Annotated in this window: 17 protein-coding genes and 2 pseudogenes; all 19 read left to right on the top strand. The window is 37.9% G+C overall.

Translation table 11 applies throughout. The features are described from left to right. The first annotated feature begins 144 nt into the window (after nt 1–144). The 19 genes and pseudogenes from ABC255_RS19685 to ABC255_RS19595 all read left to right on the top strand — a co-directional run bounded on the left by ABC255_RS19685 (nt 145) and on the right by ABC255_RS19595 (nt 18,616). The gene (locus ABC255_RS19685; protein WP_412998597.1) at nt 145–1,752 is read left to right on the top strand and encodes an ABC transporter substrate-binding protein; all 1,608 of its coding nucleotides are present in this window, start codon (nt 145–147) and stop codon (nt 1,750–1,752) included. 29 nt (nt 1,753–1,781) lie between these two features. Next, the gene (locus ABC255_RS19680; protein WP_412998596.1) at nt 1,782–2,708 is read left to right on the top strand and encodes an ABC transporter permease; all 927 of its coding nucleotides are present in this window, start codon (nt 1,782–1,784) and stop codon (nt 2,706–2,708) included. 37 nt (nt 2,709–2,745) lie between these two features. Next, complete coding sequence (locus ABC255_RS19675) at nt 2,746–3,636, top strand: ABC transporter permease (RefSeq protein WP_412996168.1); 891 nt, start codon at nt 2,746–2,748, stop codon at nt 3,634–3,636. Nucleotides 3,637–3,650: 14 nt separating this feature from the next. Next, nucleotides 3,651–5,681: an ABC transporter ATP-binding protein gene (locus tag ABC255_RS19670; RefSeq protein WP_412996166.1), complete on the top strand. Its 2,031-nt coding sequence runs from the start codon at nt 3,651–3,653 to the stop codon at nt 5,679–5,681. Nucleotides 5,682–5,710: 29 nt separating this feature from the next. Continuing rightward, the gene (locus ABC255_RS19665) at nt 5,711–6,766 is read left to right on the top strand and encodes an LLM class flavin-dependent oxidoreductase (RefSeq protein ID WP_412996164.1); all 1,056 of its coding nucleotides are present in this window, start codon (nt 5,711–5,713) and stop codon (nt 6,764–6,766) included. 146 nt (nt 6,767–6,912) lie between these two features. Beyond that, nucleotides 6,913–7,209 (top strand): DUF2325 domain-containing protein, encoded by a 297-nt coding sequence (locus tag ABC255_RS19660; protein WP_179599536.1) that lies wholly within the window; start codon nt 6,913–6,915, stop codon nt 7,207–7,209. 196 nt (nt 7,210–7,405) lie between these two features. Continuing rightward, nucleotides 7,406–8,740, top strand: coding sequence for an LLM class flavin-dependent oxidoreductase (locus ABC255_RS19655; protein ID WP_412996161.1), 1,335 nt, complete (start codon nt 7,406–7,408; stop codon nt 8,738–8,740). A 329-nt stretch (nt 8,741–9,069) separates the two neighbouring features. After that, nucleotides 9,070–9,348, top strand: a complete 279-nt coding sequence (locus ABC255_RS19650; protein WP_412996159.1) for a glutaredoxin family protein — start codon at nt 9,070–9,072, stop codon at nt 9,346–9,348. Nucleotides 9,349–9,418: 70 nt separating this feature from the next. Beyond that, complete coding sequence (locus ABC255_RS19645; protein ID WP_412998595.1) at nt 9,419–10,249, top strand: transporter substrate-binding domain-containing protein; 831 nt, start codon at nt 9,419–9,421, stop codon at nt 10,247–10,249. Nucleotides 10,250–10,283: 34 nt separating this feature from the next. Then, nucleotides 10,284–10,994: an amino acid ABC transporter permease gene (locus ABC255_RS19640; RefSeq protein ID WP_412996157.1), complete on the top strand. Its 711-nt coding sequence runs from the start codon at nt 10,284–10,286 to the stop codon at nt 10,992–10,994. A 17-nt stretch (nt 10,995–11,011) separates the two neighbouring features. Beyond that, a complete protein-coding gene (locus tag ABC255_RS19635; RefSeq protein ID WP_412996156.1) occupies nt 11,012–11,722 on the top strand; it encodes an amino acid ABC transporter permease in 711 nt (236 codons plus the stop codon). Beyond that, nucleotides 11,719–12,489 carry an amino acid ABC transporter ATP-binding protein gene (locus tag ABC255_RS19630; RefSeq protein ID WP_412996155.1) on the top strand — a complete coding sequence of 257 codons (771 nt, stop codon included), beginning with the start codon at nt 11,719–11,721 and terminating at the stop codon, nt 12,487–12,489. Before ABC255_RS19635 ends, ABC255_RS19630 begins: the two co-directional genes overlap by 4 nt. Nucleotides 12,490–12,522: 33 nt before the next feature. Further along, nucleotides 12,523–13,032, top strand: a complete 510-nt coding sequence (locus ABC255_RS19625; RefSeq protein ID WP_412996153.1) for a GNAT family N-acetyltransferase — start codon at nt 12,523–12,525, stop codon at nt 13,030–13,032. 108 nt (nt 13,033–13,140) lie between these two features. Beyond that, nucleotides 13,141–13,359: a Fur-regulated basic protein FbpA gene (locus ABC255_RS19620; protein ID WP_412996151.1), complete on the top strand. Its 219-nt coding sequence runs from the start codon at nt 13,141–13,143 to the stop codon at nt 13,357–13,359. 46 nt (nt 13,360–13,405) lie between these two features. Beyond that, complete coding sequence (gene ssuE / locus ABC255_RS19615) at nt 13,406–13,951, top strand: NADPH-dependent FMN reductase (protein WP_412996150.1); 546 nt, start codon at nt 13,406–13,408, stop codon at nt 13,949–13,951. 200 nt (nt 13,952–14,151) lie between these two features. Beyond that, complete coding sequence (locus ABC255_RS19610) at nt 14,152–14,418, top strand: hypothetical protein (RefSeq protein ID WP_412996148.1); 267 nt, start codon at nt 14,152–14,154, stop codon at nt 14,416–14,418. 160 nt (nt 14,419–14,578) lie between these two features. Next, a pseudogene (gene glgB, locus ABC255_RS19605) lies at nt 14,579–16,502 on the top strand (1,4-alpha-glucan branching enzyme). Further along, nucleotides 16,453–17,567: pseudogene (locus ABC255_RS19600) on the top strand (glucose-1-phosphate adenylyltransferase). Before glgB ends, ABC255_RS19600 begins: the two co-directional pseudogenes overlap by 50 nt. A 32-nt stretch (nt 17,568–17,599) precedes the next feature. Next, entirely contained in the window at nt 17,600–18,616 is a 1,017-nt protein-coding gene (locus tag ABC255_RS19595) for a GlgC family sugar phosphate nucleotidyltransferase (protein WP_412996146.1), read from the top strand. Nucleotides 18,617–18,619 lie beyond the last annotated feature (3 nt).

The following is an 18,619-nucleotide window of genomic DNA, read 5'->3' as shown; positions in this document are numbered from 1 at the left end:
TTCCGAGTATTCAGGTAAAAATAATATGATAAATTTTATACTTGCGAAGTTAAATGTTAGATTCCAGTTTAGAAAATTGCTAAAAATTGGGAAGGGGCGTTTGATGTGAAACTAGTAAATTGGACTAAGATAATATCGATATCAATGGCGTTATTGCTTCTGTTATCTGGATGCGCAAATAGTACTGGTACAAAAAATAGTTCGGCTGAAACAAAAGATAAAGTCGAAGCACAACATAACCAGGGTGGGGAATTAACCTTCGCGCTCGCAACATCTCCCGATTCACTTGATCCGCATCGAAGCGGTTTAGCTGTAGCAGGACGTGTATTTCGAACCATTTTTGATAACTTAGTTATTCAAGCAGAGGATGGTACAATCCAACCATGGCTGGCATCGGAATGGAGTGTTTCGGAGGATGGAAAAAGTTATACATTTAAATTGCGCGAGGACGTGAAGTTTCACGATGGGACACCCTTTAATGCTGAGGCTGTAAAATTTAGTTTTGATCGTATTATTGATCCAAAAACAAAATCAGGAAATGCACTAAGTCTTCTACGACCTTACGTATCTTCAGAAGTTTTAGAAGAGTATACGATAAAAATTAACCTGGCAACGCCTTCTGCTGCTTTCTTAAGTAACTTAAGCCAAAACCAGATCGGGATTGTTTCACCGACTGCAGTAGAAAAATATGGTGATCAGTTTGGTAAAAACCCAGTTGGGACTGGACCATTTAAATTTGTTAGTTGGACAGAAAATGCCGATATTCAAGTTGAGAAAAATAGTGATTACAATTGGGGACCTTCTAATGTAGAAAACAAAGGAAAACCTTACTTGGATAAAATTAGCTTTAAAATTGTTCCGGAGGAGGCAACACGAATTGGCAGTGTACAAAGCGGACAGGTGCTTGCGGCTGAAACGGTACCACCACAAAATATTGCTTCCTTAAAGAATGATCCTAAAACACAATTACTAACTGTAAACACAATTGGCTTGCCATATACACTCTTTTTCAACCAAAGAAAAGAACCCTGGAATAATATAAAGGCTCGTCAAGCTGTTCAACTTGCAATTGACGTTGATTCGATTGTAAAAACATTATACCTAGGCACTTACGAAAGGTCATGGTCACCGCTGACCCCTGGGATAGTAGGCTATGATAAATCACTTGAAGGCAGTGTGAAAGTCGATATTGACAAGGCTAATAAACTTCTTGACGAACTCGGGCTTCAAAAAGGTTCTGATGGTATTCGCGTAAAAGACGGAAAGCAGCTTACATTGAATTATGTAGACGGATCACCTAATCGTGAGAAACGAAATGATATTGCTGTCATTGTCCAGCAGCAGTTAAAAAGGATTGGAATCAAGGTTGAGATTAATATTACAAAAGACGTTGCGTCGGTAATCTATACGAACGCTGATTACGATTTATATGGAAACAGCCAAGTGAATTCTGATCCAAATGCGCTTCGTGCTATCTACCATACACGAACACCAGAAGAGGAAGCTGTTTTTAAAGGGTTAACAGGAGGTTCTGACACAGAATTAGATCAGTTGCTAGAACAAGGAACGGCGGAGCTTGACCCGGCAAAACGTGAAGAAATTTATAAAAAAGCGCAGCAAAAAATTATTAAAGATGCTTGGATAATTCCAATTTATGTATTTCCATATACGGTTGCTGCCTCTAATACAGTATATGGTATTACATTCGATGCATTAGGCTATCCATTATTCAATGATGTAAGTATTGAATAAAAGAGAGTAGGAGCTGATACAGTGTGACTATAGTAAACAAGGTATTGTTGAAAATCTTGACTGCATTTGTATCGATTATTGGCTCCTCAATCCTTGTCTTTTCCATCATCTATTTGCTTCCGGGGGATCCAGTGCTTTCTATGATTGATCCCTCAGTTGCAACACCTGAAATGGTAGCGAATTTACGCAAGGAATTGGGGCTCGACCAACCGTTTTACATTCAATTCTCAGAATATTTTATGAATGTACTTCAAGGTGACTTTGGTCAATCTTTAGTGAATAGTGAACCGGTACTGCCAAAGATAGTAGAACATTTTCCTGCCACACTGGCCTTAACGATTACAAGCGCAGCATTATCTGTTGTCATTGGAGTTACGTTTGGTGTTCTATCAGCCATTTATCGAAATAAATGGATTGATATTATCGCTCGGATAATCGGTTTATTTGGTATATCAATGCCGACTTTTTGGTCGGGGATTTTACTTATTCTTATATTTTCTGTCTTTTTAAACTGGCTGCCTGGCATAGGGTCAGATGGGTGGAAAACATTAGTGCTGCCATCACTTTCATTAGGTTTTGTGGGTGCTGGCTTTATCATTCGGATGGTGCGTAATAGCATGCTTGATGTGATTAATGAGCAATTTATTGTTACTCTGCGTGCTAAGGGTCTTTCAGAACGGGTCGTTATGTATCGTCATGCCCTTCGCAATGCACTTATTCCTGCCATAACCATCATTGGACTAAATATCGGGGAACTATTGGCCGGTACAGTTGTTATTGAAACCGTATTTTCAAGACAGGGGATTGGTAGAATTGTAGCAGATGCCATTATGGCAAAAGACTTACCAGTCATACAAGGTGTTGTCTTCTTCAGTGCGATTGTTTATGTGGTGATTAATCTTTTAGTTGATTTATCCTATTCATTCATTGACCCACGGGTAAGAAGAGCTCATTAAAGGAAGACCAAAATAATAAAGTGGGAGGGAAATGGTGATGAAGGAAGTGGTAAATACCAAAACGGTGCTGCAGGTTCCAAAATGGAAATTCACTAAGTTAAAACCAAACTTCTCTGTGGAAAAACTATTTGTTTTAGGTGCAGGAATGATTGTGATATTCATTATCTTGTGTGCTTTATTTCCAAAATGGATTGCTCCCTATTCGCCAACCTTTATGGATACGTCCCTTATTTTAAGTCCTCCGAATTCAGCACATTGGTTCGGAACTGATTATTTTGGGAGAGATGTTTTAAGTCTGGTCATCTATGGAAGCAGCGACTCTCTCATTATTGGAATTGCTTCCGTTCTAATTGGAGGTTTGATTGGTGGAATAATCGGCGCGGTATCCGGTTATTTTGGCGGCATAATTGATTTGATAGTAATGCGGTTAATTGAAATTTTGATGACGATTCCTGGTATTCTTCTAGCGTTAGCCATTGCTGCTGCTCTTGGACCAGGATTAATGAATATTGTCTTAGCAGTTGCAGTTTCATCCATCCCAGGTTATGCACGTGTAATGAGAGGGCAATTAATGAGTATTAAAAAGCGCAAATATGTTGAGGCATCTCGCTCCATAGGTACACCTGAATGGCGGATATTTCTTTGGCACCTATTACCAAATTCCTGGTCGCCGCTTTTAGTCATGGCGACAATTGGTCTCGGTACCTCCATATTAATTGGATCAGGGTTGAGCTTTCTTGGACTGGGTATTATTAAAGAAATTCCAGATTGGGGAGCCCTTCTTTCGCAGGGTCGAGGTTATTTGACTGTAGGTTGGTGGATTTCCACGTTTCCTGGCTTAGCTATTACCCTTTTTGTTCTCTCTGTAAATATAATTGGAGATAAACTTCGAGATACATTTGATCCGAAAACAAGCAGAACTAGATAAAGGAGGAACTTCAGATGGAAAAGCTCCTTGATATTCAACATTTGAAAGTTGATTTTACCATGAAGGATGGTGATCTTACCGCAATCAAAGATGTATCGTTACATATTAACATCGGTGAAACTGTCTGCATTGTCGGCGAGTCTGGGAGCGGCAAGAGCGTTACATCGAAGGCAATCATGAGGCTCATTGATTATGAAAATGGAAGGATATCAGCAGGAAGCATTGTACTAGATGGAATGGACCTAGCCCAACTCTCTCAAAAAAAACTTCGTTCGATTCGTGGGAAAAAAGTGGCGATGATTTTTCAAGAACCAATGGCTGCTTTTGATCCGGTTTTTACGATTGGCAGCCAAATTATCGAAACCATTCTTGAAAACAAGCAATTTACAAAATTACAGGCGAAAGAACGCGCGCTTTATTTATTGAATCGGGTTGGTATTTCCGACGCTGCATTACGATTGAATCAATATCCGAATGAACTCTCTGGAGGAATGCTGCAACGTGCAATGATTGCGATGGCACTTGCATGTGGTCCTGACCTATTGATCGCAGATGAGCCAACAACTGCACTTGACGTCACAATTCAAGCTCAGATACTGAAGTTACTACAAGAAATAAAGGAAGAGTTTGGTATGTCGATTCTCTTAATCACACACGATATGGGTGTTGCTGCACAAATGGCAGACAGGATTATTGTGATGTATGCAGGAAGAATTGTTGAGTATGCAACGGTATCGCAAATGTTTGAGCTTCCTCACCATCCTTATACACGTGGATTGCTGCAGTCGATTACCACAATAGATAGTGATCGAAGTAAAAAACTTTACTCTATAAATGGGTCTATTCCAGGATTGGCTGATCTGCCTCCGGGATGCCAGTTTCATCCGCGCTGTCCATTTGCAACAGAACGCTGTTCAATGGAGTCACCTCCATTAAGAGAAGTGAATGATCGCTATACGGCATGCTGGTATGCAGAGGACTTAGTAGAGTCATTTGATTGGAAACAACCGTCAGGGGAAACAAAAAATGATAGGCACTCTATTAAGGAAATAGTCCTAAGCGATTCAAAGCGTGGCTCTGAACCATTGTTTACTATTCAGCAATTGAGCAAATTTTATCCGATTGGCAAGAAGAGTCCTTTCTCTCGAAATTCTTCCTACTTACGAGCAGTGGAGAATGTGACTTTCACGATTGAGAAAGGGGAGACATTCGGTCTTGTTGGGGAATCTGGAAGTGGAAAATCTACATTGGGCAGGGTTCTATTGCAGTTAGAGAAACCAACGAGTGGAAAAGTATTTTTTCAAGGGCAGGATCTGTCGAAATTGGATGCAAAAGAATTACGTGAAAAGAGAAGAAATATGCAGATGATTTATCAAGATCCATATGGTTCTGTTAATCCCCGTTGGAAGGTTGGAGACATTATTGGTGAACCGCTTCAGGTTCATGATTCGCTTAGTGCAAAAGATAAGCATGATAGGGTTCAAGATTTATTAGAGCTGGTTGGCTTAAATAAAAGTAGTTATAATCTTTATCCACATGAATTTTCTGGAGGGCAGCGGCAGCGTATTGCCATTGCCAGAGCAATTGCTCTTAATCCTCAGTTTATTTTAGCCGATGAAGCAGTATCTGCTTTAGATGTATCCGTACAGGCACAAATCGTTAATTTACTCCAGGATTTACAGAGGGAGAGGGATTTAACTTATTTATTTATTGCTCACGGCTTAAATATTGTACGACATGTATCTGATCGAATCGGTGTGATGTACTTGGGACAAATGGTGGAAATGGCACCGAGTGAAACATTATTCTTGCATCCTGCCCACCATTACACAAAGGGTTTAATTGATTCGATACCAATTACGGACCCTGCCCGAACTAGAGACGGAATATCAATGCAAGGGGAAATTCCATCACTAGCCAATCCCCCAGCTGGATGTAGATTTCATACCCGCTGTCCAGCAGCAACGGCACGTTGTCGAGAAGAACAGCCTATTTTTAGGGAAATTCATACGGGGCACTGGGTTGCTTGCCATGATCCGCTATAAAGTAAGAGATAGAATCGGGGGAAATCAGAATGAAATTTGTATTGTTTGATCTTATAAGTAATCACCCAAACGGTGTGTCGGGTGAATTGTTAACATCACAAGAACGAATTCAACATGCAATCGACCAGGCTGTTTTTGCTGAATCTCTTGGATTTGATGGCTATGGGGTCGGAGAGCGGCATGGTGCTCCATTTTTATCTTCTTCTCCTGCCATATTGTTAACCGCCATTGCTGCCAAAACGTCTAAGATACGCTTACTGCCTACTGTATCGGTTTTGAGTATTCTTGATCCTGTTCGGGTAGCAGAGGATTATGCCACACTGGATCATCTATCCGGTGGAAGGTTAGAGATGATGATTGGGAAAGGTAACGATCCACGCCATTACCCGTTATTTGGTATAAAAGAGGAAGAACAATGGGCTTCACTTGCTGAACGATATGATCTTCTGAAGCGCTTATGGACCGAAGAAAATGTCTCATGGGAAGGGACATACCGTCCACCATTATGCAATGTAACGACAGAACCTAGACCGTTTCAAAAAAAGATACCCATTTGGCATGGCAGTGCATCAAGTCCACTTTCTACTGAGCTGGCAGCTAAGAATGGGGAGCCGATCTTTTCATCAAATGCCTTTCATCCAATGGGTAAATATAAAGAGTTAATCGATCATTACCGCGAGAGGCTTGAGTATTATGGCTATGATTCGAATAAAGCAATAGTCGGTGCAGGTGCAGGCAGTTTATACTTGGCCAATACAACGGAAGAAGCAATAAAACGTTTCCGTCCCTACTATGATATTCAAATGAATTCAGATGCAGCAAAACATAATCAATCTCCATTTAAGAACCTTGAAGACCACATTCAACATGGTTCAGCATTAATAGGAAGTGTAGATTTAATAATAGAGAAAATTCTTAACTATCACCAAGCTTTTGGACATCAGGTGCAAGCCATTGGAGTAGGGGGCTTAAGTATCGAAGAACAATATGAACAGCTTGAGAGGTTTGCTGAGGAGGTTATCCCAGTACTTCGACGAGAAATTCCTAGTACGGTTTGGGAAGAAGAACAATCAACATTGATATAGGTAAATGTACTTATACTTAGTAAGTAATCCAATAGTATACAAAAGGTCTTCATTAATCATTTATGAAGTACTTTTTATTATCATAATTCCTAGTTGAGTAGTAGGTTTAGTTGGGTTTTGGTAAGCAATTATGAGGAGGTTGGGCCATGAAGTCCCTGTTAGTTATAGGAGGAGATCGTATCGGTAATATTCTTAAAAATTTAGAGGGGGAGGGCTTCGGGGAAGTAATCCATTTAAATGGACGGAAAAAAAAGATGGTTCGCACTGATATACCAAGAAAAGTAGATTTAATCTTAGTGTTAACAGACTTTATCAACCACAATCTCACAGGAGCCATAAAACGTAAGGCACAAGAATATGGGATTCCGATTTGCTTTTCGAAGCGGTCTTGGTGTTTTATACATGAGGAGATAAAAAGAAGTCAAATGAATGTTAATAAATAGCGTGCTGTTTTACTAAATTATTGGATTTGGATCAAATGAATCAACTGTTTTGTTTGATAGATTTTATGAATCAATACAATATATTTTTCTATCAGGTAAAGTATAGAATCTTTATTCTTTACGTGATAGGATAAATCACAAGAATAATTATAGTATTCCAATCAAATAACTTGGAATTAAAAAAGGAGGATATTCAATGTCTATTCAAAAAAAATTGAAATTTGGCGCTATTATTCATGGGGTTGGAGGAAATATTGCTGGTTGGAGACATCCTGATATTCAAGCAGATGCAAGCGTAAGTTTGAAGTTCTATACCAATCAGGCACAAAAGGCCGAAGAAGGAAAATTCGACTTAGTTTTTATTGCCGATGGCTTGCATATTAACGAGAAATCGATTCCGCACTTTTTAAATCGTTTCGAACCATTAACGATTTTGTCGGCACTTGCAGCCGTTACTTCAAATATAGGACTTGTGGGAACACTGTCTACTTCATATAGTGAACCCTTTAATGTTGCAAGGCAATTTGCATCGCTTGACCATATCAGTAATGGCCGTGCGGGCTGGAATGTTGTTACTTCTCCATTAGAGAAGACGGCATTAAACTTTAGCAAAACAATCGAGGAACATCCTGATCATGCGAAAAGGTACCGAATTGCTGCAGAATACTTGCAAGTTGCGAAAGGACTTTGGGATTCTTGGGAAGATGATGCATTTGTTCGAAATAAAGAAACCGGGGTATTTTTTGATTCAGATAAATTACACCAATTAAATCACAGAGGAGAATTTTTCTCCGTACAGGGACCACTAAACATCGGCAGATCCAAGCAAGGCAGACCATTAATATTCCAAGCTGGTTCCTCGGAGGCAGGAAAAGACCTTGCCGCAAGAGAGGCGGATGCTATATTCACAGGTCATCCAACATTATCAGCCGCACGAGAGTTTTATCAGGATGTTAAAAACAGAGCAAAAGCTTTGGGACGTAATCCAGATGAACTCGCAATCCTTCCAGGGATCGCACCAATTATTGGTGCAACGGATGAAGAAGCTGAAAGAAAATATCAAGAAATTACAAATCTAGTATCAATCGATAAAGCTCTAGATTATCTAGGTCGATATTTTGAGCATCATGATTTCTCGCAATATCCTCTCGATGCTCCGTTCCCTGAATTAGGAGATTTAGGTAAGAATAGCTTCCAAAGTCATACTAATCGAATTAAACAGCAAGCAAAGGCACATAATTTAACACTTCGACAAGTTGCATTACAAGAGACAACACCAAAACCGACATTTATTGGAACTCCTGAAAAAGTAGCTGATCTTATTCAGGAATGGTTTGAAGGTAATGGCGCTGATGGATTTATTATTGGTTCAGCGGTCCCAAATGGATTGGATGATTTTGTTGACTTTGTAGTGCCGATTCTACAAAAACGAGGACTATTTAGAACAGAATACGAAGCTGAAACATTACGTGGTAACCTAGGAATTCCTTATCCAGAAAACCGTAATGCAAAAAAGGTGTCAACACATTGATAAAACAAAAACTCAGTAAAAACGATCAGTATTATTGCCGACTAGATAACTAGAGGCTCTCTATTTAAGATGATAAATCTTTAAATGGAGAGCCTTTTTCTTAAAATAAAGGCTGTGTTAAAGAATACTGTTGTTTTAAGAACTCGTTGATTGGAGCGTAAGGCGCTCGACTCCTGCGGGATGCACGAGCTGAGTGAGACCCCGCAGGTGTCGGGACGACCGAGGAGGCTCACGGGCGAGCCCGCGGAAAGCGTAGCGCCTGGAGCGCAAATCAACAGACTAATTTAACACAGCCAAAATAAAATGAAAAAGATGTGGAGGAAATAAGGATGGGAAAAGAATTATCAGTTGTAGTTTGGGCCAAAGAAGGTTGTCACTATTGTGGTGAGGTAAAACAATATTTAACAGAAAAAGGGTATAAATACGAAACGATCGATGTTACCCATCATGATGAGCGCAGAGATATTTTGGAAGTTAAGTATGGAGTCAGACATGTACCTGTGGTTGAAATTGGTAAGGGTGAGTTGTATGAAGGGATAACAAAGTTAGGAATTGACCATCTTGAAAAAGTCCTAGAAAAATTTAATAATAGTAAAATTTCGAGTTAATTCCGACTAAAAACATATATTTAATAGGTTAATAAATATATAAGTTAAAAGGGATGGATGGAAAATGAAAATGAAGAAAAAATTCTTGATAATAATACTAGGACTGCTTGCTTTAGTCCTTGGTGCATGCTCCTCTCAAGAGACGAAATCAACTAAAGAAGGAAGTTCAGGTACTACTAATGAGGGCGCAAAAGTCCAAAAAATAATAGTTGGAACTGGGACACAATTTCCTAATGTTTGCTTCATTGATGAGGATGGAAAGTTAACTGGATATGATGTTGAATTAGTTCGAAAAATTGATGAAAAGCTGCCAGAGTACGAATTTGAATTCAAAACGATGGAATTTTCTAATCTTTTATTAAGTTTAGAAACAAATAAGATTGATTTTGTGGCACACCAAATGGAAGTAAATGAGGAACGCCAAGAGAAATTCCTGTTTAATGAGGAACCATATAATATCTTTCCACTACATGTAACCATTCATAAAGATAATAACGACATTCAATCTATTAAAGATTTAAAAGGGAAAAAGGCTATTGTCAGTGCAACTAGTAATTCAGCTGTTTTTCTAGAAAAATACAACAAAGATAATAATGCAGGAATTGAAATCGTTTATGCGGGGAATGGACCTGATTCTACGATAAATCAAATAAAAACAGGTAGAGCAGACGCAACGATCACTACACCATTTTCTGTCGATTTTAGTAACGATGCCGTAGATGCACAACAAAAAGTAGTAGGTGAGCCGCTGCTTAATTCAAAGGTATATTTCCTTCTTAGAAAAGATGAAACACCTTTACAAAAAAGAATTGATGAAGCACTGGTTGAATTGAAAAAAGAAGGAGTAGTAAGTGAGCTTAGTAAAAAATGGTTAGGTGCTGACTATACGGTTAATTTTTAGTATCTGGGAGAAGCGCTTGGAGGTATGAACCAAAATGGGGAAAGCATTTGATATTATGTTAATCTTTAAGTTTATTCCGACACTTATTCATTACCTAGGAGTAACTCTTGAAATTTTAGCCGCATCTATTATTTTAGGTCTCGTCCTCGGTATTGCAGCAGCGATACCGAGGCTGTTTAAAATACCACTTTTGAATCAACTTGTTATTATATATGTTTCATTTATTAGAGGAACTCCGATATTGATACAATTATTCCTAGTATTTTATGGTGTGCCAGCGGTTCTCATGCTGTTGTTTAGTATTGATATTACGAGAATGGACGCCATTTATTTTGTGATTATTACCTACGCCATTAGTAATGGTGCTGGATTTTCAGAAATATTCCGAGCTGCGATTCGAGCAGTGGATTACGGTCAAACTGAAGCAGCCTATTCTGTGGGAATGACAAGCAGACAGAACTTTTTTCGAATCGTTCTTCCACAGGCGGTGAGAATTGCATTTCCGAACATGGCAAATTCAGTGATCGGTTCATTAAAAGATACTTCTCTTGCTTTTACCATTGGAGTGATGGATATGATGGGGAGAGGAGATACCCTTATAGCTGCAACTGCACATGCACTTGAGGTATATATCTCTCTTTCTATTATTTACTATATGATAGTCGTAATGTTTGAGAAAATATTTAGCAAACTAGAAAAATATTTCAATCGCTATCAGAAGGCTGATGCAACTGCGGTTGCTTAGGAAGGAGGATTGATTACATGACAATTGATATTCCATTTATTTGGGTAGCATTTAAAGAAATTATTAAGGCGCTTCCTATTACACTGATCCTAACGATTGTTCCCTTTCTGACAGGATTTTTAATCGGCATTGGTGTAGCTCTTGTACGAATTTATAAAGTTAAATATCTCTATCGAATCGCAAATGGCTATGTGTCCTTTTTCAGAGGCACACCCATTATCATGCATATTATGGTCATTTATTTTGGCTTCCCATTATTACTTGATCAACTTTCAATCAGGTTTGATTTAGGTATACAAACAAATAAAATCCCGATTATTTTATTTGTATTAATAGCCTTAACATTGGCTGCAGGTTCGTATTTATCTGAAAATATCCGATCTGGTATTATCAGCGTTTCAAATGGGCAAATGGAGGCTGCATATTCGGTTGGGATGACAAAGTTTCAGGCGATAATCCGCATTATATTACCACAGGCTTTAGCTCAGTCTATTCCGAATTTCACGAATATCTTTGTTGGCTTCCTGCACACTTCATCAATAGCTTTTCTTGTATCTCAGAAAGAAGTAACAGGGGCTGCTAATATTGTGGCTTCGGTTAACTTGAAATTTCTAGAAGCCTTTATTGCCGCGGGTATTATCTATTGGGGCATTACGATTCTAGTAGAAGGGATATCTTTTTTACTTGAAAAAAAGGTGACTGCTTATAATCGAGGAGGCGTGTCATGATTTATTTACAAGGTATCAAAAAATCATTTAATAAGTTGCCGGTGTTAAAAGGAATTAACTTGAAAATTGAGAAAGGGGAGGTCGTTACCATCCTTGGTCCAAGCGGCTCGGGCAAAACAACGCTGTTAAGATGCCTCAATTTCTTAGAAAAACCAAATGCAGGAATGGTTCAAATAGGAAATATAATCGTTGATTCAGAAAAAGCCACCAAAAAAGAAATGCTCGCGATTAGAAAACAATCGGCGATGGTTTTTCAGCATTATAATTTATTTGCCCATAAAACAGTGGTGGAAAATGTGATGGAAGGGTTATTTGTGGCAAAGAAGATAAAGAAAAAGGACGCAAGACAACAAAGTGAAAGAGTGCTAGAGAAAGTGGGTTTAAGTGATAAACTTCATCACTATCCTTCTCAGCTTTCAGGCGGGCAGCAACAAAGAGTTGGGATTGCTAGAGCATTAGCGTTAAATCCAGAGGTGATTCTTTTTGATGAACCTACATCCGCTCTTGATCCTGAATTAGTTGGAGATGTTCTTTCTGTTATTAAATCGATTGCACAAGAAGGTATAACGATGGTGGTTGTCACACATGAAATGAGTTTTGCAAGAGAAGTATCGAATCGGGTGTTGTTCATGGATGAAGGAGTAATCGTGGAGGAAGGAACACCATTGGAAATTTTTCATGCAGCTAAGGAGGAACGCACCCGTCGTTTCTTACAACGAATTTCCGGTGAATCATTTTTTACACCGCTGAAAGAACAGGTGAATTAACAATCAATCATAGAGAGGAAGGTGATTGTTTTGGTGACAAACCAAATTATCATTGATGAAATAAGAGAAGATGAAAAGGAACCGGTAAGGAATTTATTAGTAAAAAGTTATCAACAGTATGAACATTCCTATAAAGATCCTGAAATATGGAAAATGTATTTAGAAAATATTCAATCCTCCGTTGATAATCCAGATGTCGATAAGATATTAGTGGCAAAAAGCAATCAGGATATCCTTGGCAGTTTGCAGCTTTTTCAATCCTCCGAAAAGGCATATTCACGGCCAGAACTTGAAATATTCTCTCCCATTATTCGATTGTTAGGTGTTCATCCAGAGGCAAGAGGTCGAGGTGTAGCACAAGAGTTATTAAAAGCAAGTGTTGACTACGCAAAGGAGCTTGGTGCAACCAGCTTGTATTTGCATTCAGGTGATAAAATGCATAAAGCGATCCGGCTTTACGAATGGTTTGGTTTTAAACGAGATCAAACCAAGGAATTTCAAAATCAACAGGTATTAGTAAAATGCTTTCGATTTGATTTATGAAAGTTCAAGAGAATTATTAAATAAACCTGTTACTAGTTTACGAATCTAAAAATTATTATCCATACGAAAACGTTGTATTTATTAAAACTATAAATAGGAGTGATTCGGATGGGAGAAATTCTTCGGAATGCTGTTGAAAATAAGCGAAAAAAATTAATAAAAAAACTGATTGCCTATAATGTATATAAGAAAGAAGATAAACACCTTTTTGAGCTATCACTAACGGACCTGGAAAATGAATATAGAAAATTTAAATCCCTTAGTCATCCCCACAGTGATATTGGATCAATCAAATTAACTGGACATAAATCAAACAAAAGTGAATGAACGGATCATTAATAATAAAAATCCAAGGAGAAAGGAAGTACGAATAATGAGTAAAGTGACAATTATTTCTGGCAGTCCTTCAGAACACACGAGATTAAATGGGGTTTTACATGGTGTAATAAATCATTTAAATGGGGTTGGAATAACACCTGAAATCATTAATGTCCGCAATCTACCATCAGAAGATTTAATTCAAGCGAAGTTTGATAGTGAAGAAATAATAAAGCAAAATAAGAAAGTTGAGCACTCAAATCTGGTCGTGATTCTAACTCCGGTTTATAAAGCATCCTACTCAGGAGTTTTAAAAACTTACCTGGATCTTCTTCCGCAAAATGGCCTTGAAGGTAAAACCATTTTACCCATTGCTATTGGTGGAACTTTTGGTCACTTATTAATGCTGGATTATGCCCTTAAACCTGTTCTTACAGCCCTGGGTGCGACCCATATTTTAAAAGGAGTATTTATTTTAGATAATCAAATAAAGAAATTAGGAAATAATCGTTATGAATTAGATTCAGAAGCGAGTAATCGATTAGTTTCTTCATTAAGTCCATCTTTACCTGAAAAAAGTGTTTCTGGTTCCATTCTTTAGTTACATCCATATTCAAAAGGAGAGAATTGTAAAAATTTCTCTCTTTTTTTGTTGTGAATTACTTAATTTGTAGTTCTAATATCTTACATAACCGAAATTTTAAAGAGTGATGTATGTTATAATACTATCAAATTAATGATAAAGGATAAACTATCACAGAATATCAGCTAATCAAACTATTAAAGCAAGGAGTGAATACTATGATTATTCGAAGTAAAGCAGATGTTGAGCAGTTTTGTGAAAAGTTTGGTGAGTTAGCCAGCTGGGATGGATCGAAGCACTACATAGCATTAGCGGATGAAGAAAATAACGGGACCCTTACATTTATGCAATATCCCGATGGCACATTAACAGCACATAGAAAATATCAAACCTTTTGGGACATCAATGAGCTTCCGGTTGAAGGTAAAGATATATGGCGGTATCGAAAAGTGGTAAATAGCTATTTAAAAACAATTAATAATTAACGAAGGCGACTCCTATTTTTTCGGGGTCGTTTTCTTTGTTTTTTATGAGATTTCCAAAGTTATTCTATGAATTATTCATTAGATTTAAGAAAAACTAAGGAGAATATAAATAACCATAATATTCATTTTGTAAAAGCAGTTTAATGAGGTGAGGCTTGTTGTGGTAACACATCCAACAGAGTATGAAGTATATCTTTTTCATGAAGGAAGTTTGTTTGAGAGCTATAAAGTTTTTGGTGCTCATTCTGAAATCAAGGAAGGGGAAAAGGGTACTCGCTTTACTGTTTGGGCTCCCCGTGCTGCCAGCATACATGTTGTTGGGGATTTCAATAAATGGGATGGCAGTAATCATGGAATGATGAAACTCAATCAACAAGGAATATGGTCACTTTTTATTCCGGGGCTGATAGAGAATGATATATACAAGTACCAAATTAGAACAGCTGCCGGAGATACCATCCTAAAATCAGATCCGTACGCGTTTTATTCAGAAGTTAGGCCAAACACAGCGTCCATTATCTATGATATCGAAGGATACAATTGGAATGATCAAAAATGGTTTCAAAATAAAAAGAAGAAGCGTGTATATGAAGAACCGCTTGCAATTTATGAAGTTCATTTAGGATCTTGGAAGAAAAAAGATGAAGAAGAGTTTTATACATACAGAGAGCTAGCGGATGAGCTTATACCTTATGTGCTTGAGCACCATTTTACTCACATTGAACTTTTGCCTCTTGTTGAACATCCTTATGATCGTTCTTGGGGATATCAAGGAACCGGATACTATTCTGCCACAAGTCGATATGGAAGCCCCCACGATTTAATGTATTTTATAGACCAATGTCACCAAAGTGGTATAGGTGTTATTCTTGATTGGGTTCCGGGCCATTTTTGCAAGGATGCCCATGGTTTGTATATGTTTGATGGACAGACTACTTATGAATATGAAGATGTATACGTAAAAGAAAATCCGATATGGGGAACTGCGAATTTTGATTTGGGTAAAGGGGAAGTGCAAAGCTATTTAATATCTAACGCCTTATTTTGGATCAAATACTATCACGTAGATGGATTTCGGGTTGATGCGGGCAAATATGCTGTACTGGCAAGCCGGCGGAGAATCCCAAAAGAATGAATATGCCGTTTCCTTCTTACGAAAGCTGAATGAGGTTGTGTTTGAAGCTGAACCAACTCTGCTCATGATTGCGGAAGATTCGACGGATTGGCCACTTGTGACAAGACCTACGTCTGAAGGCGGATTAGGTTTTAACTATAAATGGAATATGGGCTGGATGAACGACATTTTAAAATATATGGAAGCTGATCCTTCGAGCAGAAAGTATCTGCATGATAAAGTAACCTTCTCCTTAATGTATACTTTTACAGAAAACTTTGTCTTACCTCTATCACATGATGAGGTTGTCCATGGGAAAAAATCACTATTAAATAAAATGCCAGGTGATTATTGGAGGAAATTTGCACAGCTTCGTTTATTATTCGGATATCTTATGACACACCCTGGAAAAAAATTGTTGTTTATGGGCGGTGAGTTTGGTCAATTTGATGAATGGAAGGATTTAGAGGATTTAGATTGGGAATTACACGACTTTGAAATGCATCGCCTCCTGCATGAGTATTTTAAAGAATTAATGAATCTATATAAACAATCGAAAGCATTGTGGGAGCTTGATCATACCAATGAAGGCTTTGAATGGATTGATCCAAATAATAAAGATCAAAGTATTTTCTCATATATAAGAAAAGGAAAAAAAGAAGACACTCTTATTATCGTGTGTAATTTTACAGAGGTCGTTTATGAAAACTACAAAGTAGGGGTACGTTCTCACGCGTATTTCAATGAAATTTTTAATAGTGATGCAGTTTCGTTTGGTGGTTCTGGACAGGTGAATAGTAAGAAAATCAAAATGATTGAAAAGCCGTTTCACAACCAGCCTTGTCACCTCGAAATGACAATCCCGCCATTTGGAATTTCAATATTACGACCTGTAAAAACCAGAAAGGGGACGAATAGTAATGGTACAAAAAAAGTGCGTAGCAATGCTCCTAGCAGGAGGACAAGGTAGCCGTCTTGGAGCACTTACTAGATATATTGCAAAGCCCGCTGTTTCATTTGGCGGCAAATATCGAATTATTGATTTTCCATTAAGTAACTGCACAAACTCAGGAATTGAAACAGTAGGAGTATTAACACAGTATCAGCCTCTCGTTTTAAATTCCTATATCGGGATTGGTGCGGCTTGGGATTTAGATAGAAGTAATGGCGGGGTCACGGTATTACCGCCGTATGCGGAAACCTCTGGCGTTAAGTGGTATAAAGGAACTGCCAGCGCTATTTACGAAAATATAAATTACATAAAGCAATACAATCCAGAATACGTATTGATCCTTTCTGGTGACCACATTTATAAAATGGATTATTCTGAAATGCTGGGATTATCATATTGAAAAAGATGCAGATGTCAGCATCTCTGTTATTGAGGTACCTTGGGATGAAGCCAGCCGTTTTGGAATTATGAATACAAACATGAACTTAGATATTATTGAATTTGAGGAAAAACCAAAATCTCCAAAAAGTAATTTGGCATCTATGGGAATTTACATCTTTAATTGGTCCGTTTTAAAAACGTTTTTAGAGATAGACGATAATAATCCAGAATCCTCGAATGATTTTGGGAAGGATATTATACCTTTATTGCTTGAAGAAAATAAAAAGGTGGTCGCGTATCCATTCAAAGGTTATTGGAAGGACGTTGGTACTGTTAAAAGTTTATGGGAAGCGAATATGGATTTATTAAAAGAGGATACAGAACTAGATCTTTATGACAGAAACTGTAAATCCCAATCAGCCCCCTCAATATATCTCACCCACGGCTCAAGTAGAAGAGGCCCTTATTAATGAAGGATGTATAGTAAAGGGAATTATTAGGAATTCTGTTCTATTCCAAGGTGTAACGGTGGAAGAAGGAAGTGTGATTCAGGACTCCGTTATCATGCCCAATGCTCAGATCGGGAAAAATGTTGTAATTGAGAAGGCGATTATCGCTGAAGGGATGGTAGTTGAGGATAATGCTATTATTCGTTCCGAAAAGAACAAGGACGATATCATTCTGGTTGCTAAGGAAGACTAGTACAAATACTGACAGGAAAGGATTAAGATACTATGCCGCAATCAATGCTAGGAATAATAAATGCTACCCATGAGTTAGACTCGTTCCAAATTTTAACAGCACATCGTTCTATAGCAGCACTTCCTTTTGCAGGACGATATCGTTTGATCGATTTTATGTTATCGAATATGGTGAATTCAGGGATCACGAGTGTGGCAATTTTCACCGGTCATGGGGTGAGGTCACTAATGGATCATTTAGGATGTGGAAAGCAATGGGACTTGGATAGAAAACGTGATGGACTATTCGTGTTTACACCTGATGGCAAATCTAAAAACGATGAATTTGGATCCTTTGCACATTTAGCAAAGAATATCACCTTTTTCTTACGGAGCAGGCAAAAATACGTTGTGATAACAAATTGTAATATTATTGGGACTATCAATTTCAGTTATGTTTTGGACCATCATATTGAAAAAGAAGCGAATATTACAGAGGTCGTTCATAATGGAGAATCTTTGCAAACGTATATATTAGAAAAAGATTTATTGCTCTCTTTATTTGAGCAATACAAAGATCAAGGCTATTACAGTATTTTAGATGTCGTAAATGAGCGACTTGATAAATATAAGGTTGAAAGGTTTGAATGTGAGGAATATATTGCAACAATAGACTCGCTCGAAAGCTACTACAAACACAGCATGGATATGCTTGAGTCAGAGGCATATGATCAGGTATTTACTAAGGATGAGCCAATCTTCACAAAGGTAAAGGATGAACCTCCAACACGATATAAAGTCGGTACCAAAGTTTCAAACTCTTTAATTGCCAATGGCTGCATGATTCAAGGAGAAGTGGAGAATTGCATTATTTCGCGTGCGGTTAAAATCGGAAAAGACGCTGTTATTCGTAACTCCATTATTATGCAAAAAACGCAAATTGAAGATAATTGTGTTCTCGATGGAGTCATTATTGATAAAGATGTTAAAATTGAAAATGGTGTTAAATTAACGGGAACGAGAGAGACACCTTATGTGGTAGAAAAAGGGACAGTACAAAAGGGGAGCTGAGGA

The sequence above is a fragment of the Neobacillus canaveralius genome (assembly GCF_047237705.1).
Taxonomy (GTDB): Bacteria; Bacillota; Bacilli; order Bacillales; family Cytobacillaceae; genus Neobacillus; species Neobacillus niacini_K.
This window is presented reverse-complemented; position numbering and strand designations above follow the sequence as displayed.

What these genes read in the sequence shown, in the direction of transcription:
- ABC255_RS19620 (WP_412996151.1), top strand. Translation starts at nt 13,141, where the DNA reads ATGGGAGAAATTCTTCGGAATGCTGTTGAAAATAAGCGAAAAAAATTA.
- ABC255_RS19655 (WP_412996161.1), top strand. Translation starts at nt 7,406, where the DNA reads ATGTCTATTCAAAAAAAATTGAAATTTGGCGCTATTATTCATGGGGTT.
- ABC255_RS19660 (WP_179599536.1), top strand. Translation starts at nt 6,913, where the DNA reads ATGAAGTCCCTGTTAGTTATAGGAGGAGATCGTATCGGTAATATTCTT.
- ABC255_RS19665 (WP_412996164.1), top strand. Translation starts at nt 5,711, where the DNA reads ATGAAATTTGTATTGTTTGATCTTATAAGTAATCACCCAAACGGTGTG.
- ABC255_RS19610 (WP_412996148.1), top strand. Translation starts at nt 14,152, where the DNA reads ATGATTATTCGAAGTAAAGCAGATGTTGAGCAGTTTTGTGAAAAGTTT.
- ABC255_RS19670 (WP_412996166.1), top strand. Translation starts at nt 3,651, where the DNA reads ATGGAAAAGCTCCTTGATATTCAACATTTGAAAGTTGATTTTACCATG.
- ABC255_RS19645 (WP_412998595.1), top strand. Translation starts at nt 9,419, where the DNA reads ATGAAGAAAAAATTCTTGATAATAATACTAGGACTGCTTGCTTTAGTC.
- ABC255_RS19635 (WP_412996156.1), top strand. Translation starts at nt 11,012, where the DNA reads ATGACAATTGATATTCCATTTATTTGGGTAGCATTTAAAGAAATTATT.
- ssuE (WP_412996150.1), top strand. Translation starts at nt 13,406, where the DNA reads ATGAGTAAAGTGACAATTATTTCTGGCAGTCCTTCAGAACACACGAGA.
- ABC255_RS19685 (WP_412998597.1), top strand. Translation starts at nt 145, where the DNA reads ATGGCGTTATTGCTTCTGTTATCTGGATGCGCAAATAGTACTGGTACA.
- ABC255_RS19640 (WP_412996157.1), top strand. Translation starts at nt 10,284, where the DNA reads ATGGGGAAAGCATTTGATATTATGTTAATCTTTAAGTTTATTCCGACA.
- ABC255_RS19675 (WP_412996168.1), top strand. Translation starts at nt 2,746, where the DNA reads ATGAAGGAAGTGGTAAATACCAAAACGGTGCTGCAGGTTCCAAAATGG.
- ABC255_RS19630 (WP_412996155.1), top strand. Translation starts at nt 11,719, where the DNA reads ATGATTTATTTACAAGGTATCAAAAAATCATTTAATAAGTTGCCGGTG.
- ABC255_RS19650 (WP_412996159.1), top strand. Translation starts at nt 9,070, where the DNA reads ATGGGAAAAGAATTATCAGTTGTAGTTTGGGCCAAAGAAGGTTGTCAC.
- ABC255_RS19595 (WP_412996146.1), top strand. Translation starts at nt 17,600, where the DNA reads ATGCCGCAATCAATGCTAGGAATAATAAATGCTACCCATGAGTTAGAC.